General features: G+C 50.9%; 5 protein-coding genes. 4 read left to right on the forward strand and 1 reads right to left on the reverse strand.

Annotated features, from left to right (window positions below; genetic code table 11):
* Window positions 1-409: 409 nt before the first annotated feature.
* Together AC0QH1_RS07225 and AC0QH1_RS07230 are read left to right on the forward strand one after the other, a co-directional pair.
* Window positions 410-817, forward strand: a complete 408-nt coding sequence (locus AC0QH1_RS07225; RefSeq protein WP_324630320.1) for a hypothetical protein — start codon at window positions 410-412, stop codon at window positions 815-817.
* Window positions 818-821: 4 nt separating this feature from the next.
* The gene (locus tag AC0QH1_RS07230) at window positions 822-2,087 is read left to right on the forward strand and encodes a glutamate-5-semialdehyde dehydrogenase (protein WP_324630321.1); all 1,266 of its coding nucleotides are present in this window, start codon (window positions 822-824) and stop codon (window positions 2,085-2,087) included.
* A 345-nt stretch (window positions 2,088-2,432) separates the two neighbouring features.
* On the opposite strand, the gene AC0QH1_RS07235 is transcribed toward AC0QH1_RS07230, so the two are convergent.
* Window positions 2,433-3,290, reverse strand: a complete 858-nt coding sequence (locus AC0QH1_RS07235; RefSeq protein WP_324630322.1) for an acyl-CoA desaturase — start codon at window positions 3,288-3,290, stop codon at window positions 2,433-2,435.
* Between the two features lie 230 nt (window positions 3,291-3,520).
* Between AC0QH1_RS07235 and AC0QH1_RS07240 the strand changes: the two genes are divergently transcribed.
* Together AC0QH1_RS07240 and AC0QH1_RS07245 are read left to right on the forward strand one after the other, a co-directional pair.
* Window positions 3,521-4,750: a methionine gamma-lyase family protein gene (locus AC0QH1_RS07240; RefSeq protein WP_324630324.1), complete on the forward strand. Its 1,230-nt coding sequence runs from the start codon at window positions 3,521-3,523 to the stop codon at window positions 4,748-4,750.
* A gap of 228 nt (window positions 4,751-4,978) precedes the next feature.
* The gene (locus tag AC0QH1_RS07245) at window positions 4,979-5,281 is read left to right on the forward strand and encodes an RNA recognition motif domain-containing protein (RefSeq protein ID WP_324630326.1); all 303 of its coding nucleotides are present in this window, start codon (window positions 4,979-4,981) and stop codon (window positions 5,279-5,281) included.
* Window positions 5,282-5,462 lie beyond the last annotated feature (181 nt).

A 5,462-nucleotide genomic window follows, 5' to 3' on the forward strand; every position in this document is an offset into this window, starting at 1 on the left:
TCCAACTTCTTCACCGACATTGCCATGATGTAAAAACTGCCAGCGATGGTAGCCTCGGTGCCTATGACAAAGGCCAAGCTGTTGAGTCCCCGGATGAGGTGAAAGTCTCAAGTCCGGTTTTGAAGACGAGTAGTTTTGGTGACAGAATTACTTAGTTTAACTTGGGAAAGCGCTACTTGAGTGTGGGTGGATATCGGGGATTGTCAAAAGATCCGTGTTATTCTATGGCTCGGGGCGATCGGCTTTCGTCAGAATGCTACAATCAAGGGCAAAATCTATCCACAAGCGGGTTTCCCTCACGGGGAAAAGCAATTTTTTAGGTGTCGGTGCAATGGGAAACCGAATCTTCCTGAATTTAGGGGAGCGTTATCGGTAAGTTTAGAGAAATTTTATCGCTCGAATACTGCTCGTGCCATCTCAAAAAGCCCAAAAGATAGACTTGAATTCCGAGTACCCCTGTCCTTGTCGGCGACGGGGGCGTTTGATGCCGATCGCGCTGACGGAAGCGTTGGGCTGCGATCGCTGTCAAAATATCTTTGTGGTGACAGAAAACGGACAGGCGATCGAGCAACTCCCCACGAACTCCCCTTATAAACGGTGTTGGCGTTGGAACGGTCATCATTGGTCTGTGGCCAATACGCGATTGCGGGAAAGCTACTTACCCGTGGCAGTGACGATCGTTATCGTACTGGTGGTGTTCTGGTTGCCCTACGTTCTGGGTTTACCTTTCGGACCGAACGCAATCCCCTGGGTGATTCTCGCAGTGCTGCTGGCAACCTTGCCAGCGCTAATGGTCTGGCTGGCTTACAGGCGTTAGCTACATGACAACAGATTCTTTGAATTCAAATTCCGATGCAATGGCGGTGGTGGAAAATGCCTACCGCGCTTCTTTGGTATTTGCCAATACTAAAGGAGTGGAACGAACCCGCGCGATCGAGGCAATGGCAAACGCCCTTGCTGAAGCGGCGGACGATATTTTAGAAGCAAATACCCTGGATTTGGAAGCCTCCCGGGAAATGGCAGTTCCCGAACTGATTCTGGAGTGGCTGAAGCTGACCCCAGAACGGATCCAAACGACGATCCAAATCTTGGAACGGTTGGCAGAGTTATCCGATCCGATGCGCCGGGTGATGAATGCCCCGTACCAAGTGGAACACTCGCAAAGTTATTCTCAGTTGATGCCTTTGGGGGTGATTGCTTTAGTTTACGAAGCCTTACCGGATTTAGGGGCGATCGCCGCCGGATTGTGCGTGAAAACCGGCAACTGTCTGATCCTGAAAGGAGGCATGTACGCCACCCATTCCAATGCCGCGATCGCCCAAACCTTACAGGGGGCGCTGGAAAAGGTGGGAATGCCCCCCGGATGCTTGCAACCTATCCCGGCAGAAATGGGCGCATCCACCCGCGATTTGGTTCGCCAAGATAAGTACGTTAATCTGGTGATTCCCTACGGTCGCCCCAGTCTGGTACAACAGGTGATTCGCCAAGCAACCGCCCCGGTTCTCAAGTCCGCAATGGGCAATTGCTATTTATATTGGTCTCCCACCGGCAGCATGGATTTGGTTCGCAAGACGATCGCCGACAGTCATCAAAGCGAACCCGACCCGGTAAATGCGATCGAAAAAGTGCTGATTCATCGCAACCAAAAACCCTCTTCCCTGACCATGCTGTGGAACACTCTCCAGGAAAAAGGCTTTGAAATTCGCGGCGATGCCCAACTGGTAGAAGAGTTTCCCGAGTTAACATTGGCGGAAAATTCCGAGTGGGGAACGCCTTATTTGACTAAAACCGTGGCGTTTAAAGTGGTGGATAATCTGGAAATGGCGATCGCTTGGCTGAACCAGTACAGCAGCGGTCATGCCGATTGTATCGTCACCGAATCCTATCAAGAAAGCTGCCAATTTGCCCTCGGGGTGAATAGCGCTTCCACCTATATCAATGCCTCCCCTCGGTTTTATCGCTATCCCAAACAGGGAGATGCTATCTTTCTCGGCATGTCTAACCAAAAAGGCCACCGCAGAGGCTCTATCGGGCTGGAAACCCTGACCACGGTGAAACATATCGTCCAAGGATATAGAGCCTTTTAAGGGCGATCGCCTGCAGATCCCTCGGGTCAATTTTGCAGGGGTAGACCGCTTCATCCCCCGCACTTTCTCCCCGGTTTAAATCTCCCTCCCCTAACCCGAATTCCGCCAACTGTAGCGCCACAAGTACCAAAAATACCTGGTCTGGCATTTTTCTGTGCGCCCAACACCACTTCAATAATAAAATTTGAGATTTTAGATAATGGATCGTCGAAAAATTCCATATCTAAAATCCCAATATTATAGCACAAATTAGCCCGATTAACCGGCTTTTTGTCTTAACCGTAGCGGTTTTTGAGCCACTCTAACTTCCCCCTCGGAATTGAAAACCCGAGGGAGTAGATTGCTCTATTTCTGAACTAACTTCACGTTTTTGGCCAAACCAAACGCCTGTAAAAACCGAATTGTCATCCAAGTCAAATCGATTTCCCACCATTTTAAGCCGTGACGAGCTGAGTATTGAAAAGCGTGGTGATTGTTGTGCCACCCTTCGCCATAGGTAACTAATGCTACCCACCAGCAATTCGTCGAAGTATCGTCACACTCATAGGTTCGATAGCCAAATTTATGGGTAGCACTGTTCACAAACCAAGTGCAATGAAACACCACCACCATTCGCACGAAAATTCCCCAGATGACAAAAGACCATCCGAGTCCGGGAGAAACGGCTTCTCCCCAGAAATACAGAGCCACGCCTAAAGCAATCTGAATCGGAAGTAAAAATTTATCGCAAAACCGATAAAATGGATCGTCACTAATATCTTTAGTTAAACGAGGGACTTCATTATCGGCGGGAGAATCATATAACATCCACCCCAGGTGACTCCACCAAAAGCCTTTCTGGGCATCATGGGGGTCTAAGTCGCGATCGGAGTACATGTGATGCGCCCGATGCAGACCTACCCACTCAATGGGGCTTCCTTGACAGCTTAACGTACCGCAGAACACCAGGAAATACTCCAGCCACTTGGGAGCCTGAAAACTGCGGTGGGTGACTAAGCGATGATAGCCCAGGGTAACGCCCAGTCCGCCGGTGATCCAGTGGAACAATACCGCCACACCCACTGCGGCCCAGCTAAAGGTGCTGGGAAGAAATGCCAGCAATGCCAAAGCGTGAACCGCAATCATAAACAGGATTACAGGCCAATCGGGACGCAGGGGCGCTGCTTGCTCTACCTTTTCTTTTGTTGTACTGACAGTCGTCATCTGATACCTTATTACGAATTGTTATGCCTCAATCTGCTATTGATTGTTGCAATAGCGCGTTTAGGCGCTCAACCAACAGGAATCCTCGATTCATCTCAAGGTCAGCCGTAGAATTGGTGTCGGTGGGGATTTCTGACCCTTGGGAATGGAGACACAGGAAGTTCGCCTGAGTTTTGCTCCAATTGGGTGCAGACCCCAACGGTTCACTTTACCATAGAGGTTATAAATTCATGGACGGCTCTCAACCGCTAGAAGAGGCTCAGAAGGAACTATTTCCTATCTTTTCTGGAATTGACGCTCAGGTCAAGCAAAATCTCAAGCGGCTTTTGGATGCATACCGCAATCATCGCGTGGGCGTTCACCACTTTTGTGGGGTCACCGGTTACGGCCATGACGATCTCGGACGCCAAACCCTCGATGAGGTCTTTGCTGAGGTGATGGGGACCGAAGCCGCTGCAGTGCGGGTTCAGTTTGTTTCCGGTACTCATGCTATCACATCGGCTCTATTCGGCGTCCTCCGTCCGGGGGATGAAATGCTCGCCGTCACCGGTGCTCCTTACGACACATTAGAAGAAGCAATTGGTTTGCGGGGCAAGGGTCAAGGATCGTTAATCGAGTGGGGGGTCAAATACCGACAGTTGGATCTGACAGCGGCGGGCGAGGTGGACTGGAATGCCCTGGGACAAGCGGTGAGTGAAAACACGCGGTTGGTGGCCATCCAACGATCCTGTGGTTATTCCTGGCGTCCGAGTCTGGCGATCGCGGATATTGAAAAAATCGTCCGCTTGGTCAAACAACAAAATCCTCACACAGTCTGCTTTGTGGATAACTGCTACGGCGAGTTTGTCGAAGACCGAGAACCCCCCGCCGTGGGTGCGGATTTGATTGCCGGGTCTTTAATTAAAAATCCCGGGGGAACCATCGTCACGGCGGGGGGCTATGTGGCGGGGCGGGCCGATTTGGTGGAAGCGGCAACTTGTCGCCTCACTGCCCCGGGCATTGGTAGCACCGGCGGCGCTACGTTTGACCAAAATCGCTTGCTGTTTCAAGGGTTATTTCTCGCACCGCAAATGGTGGGTGAAGCGATTAAAGGCACTCATCTGACAGCCTATGCGTTCGATCGCTTGGGCTATCGGGTCAATCCGGCCCCCACTGCCCCCAGACGAGATGTGATTCAGGCAGTGGAATTGCGATCGCCAGAAAAGTTGATTGCTCTTTGTCGCGCGATTCAGCAGTATTCCCCGGTGGGGTCTTATCTGGACCCGGTGCCGGCTGCAATGCCGGGATATGAAAGTCAGTTGGTCATGGCCGGTGGTACGTTTATCGATGGCAGTACCTCGGAGTTTTCCGCCGATGGTCCGTTGCGCGAACCTTATATCGCCTTCTGTCAGGGAGGCACTCATTGGACCCATGTGGCGATCGCCCTCGAAGCCGCAATTGCCGCCGTCGGCCCTGGGTAAATCCCTTGTAACTCGATCTTCGCTCAATCGATGAGGCCAACAAATTTACGGCCAATTCTCTTTTTTTCTTCCCAATGCCGAAACCTTGTGTTATGATAATGGAGATGAGTGTGAATTTCGGTTGCAGTGTTTGTTTCGAGTATCGAACGGTATTTTTCGTTTTCGTCTGGGCAGGCTTCTCTCCGAAAAATTAACCTCTACGTTGTCTGATTTTTGTGGAGACAGTGCATGTCAATTTACATCGGTAATCTTTCCTACGACGTAACGCGAGAAGACCTGAACGTAGTCTTTTCGGATTACGGTGCTGTTAAGCGCGTCAGTCTGCCCACTGACCGCGAAACAGGTCGTCCGCGTGGCTTTGGTTTTGTGGAAATGGAAAGCGAAGCTGAAGAAGCTGCCGCCATTGAAGCCCTTGATGGTGCTGAATGGATGGGTCGCGATATGAAAGTCAACAAGGCAAAACCCCGGGAAAACCGAGGGGGGTCTTATGGCAATAATCGTCGCAACAACAGCTTTGCCTCTCGCTACTAAAAACTGAGAGGTTAGCTTTCCCTAGCTAACAATTAAATCTAACCGATAAAAAGCTCAGGCAGTCAGCACCCCGCTCTAAAGAGACGGGGCTAGAGGTCTCGTCTCTTTAGGTAGCTGACCAGCCTAAGCCCTACGAGGGCTACGTTCAGAGCAAGAGTTAAAGACCTACCTTGAGGTGCGT

Source organism: Phormidium sp. CCY1219 (assembly GCF_055795085.1).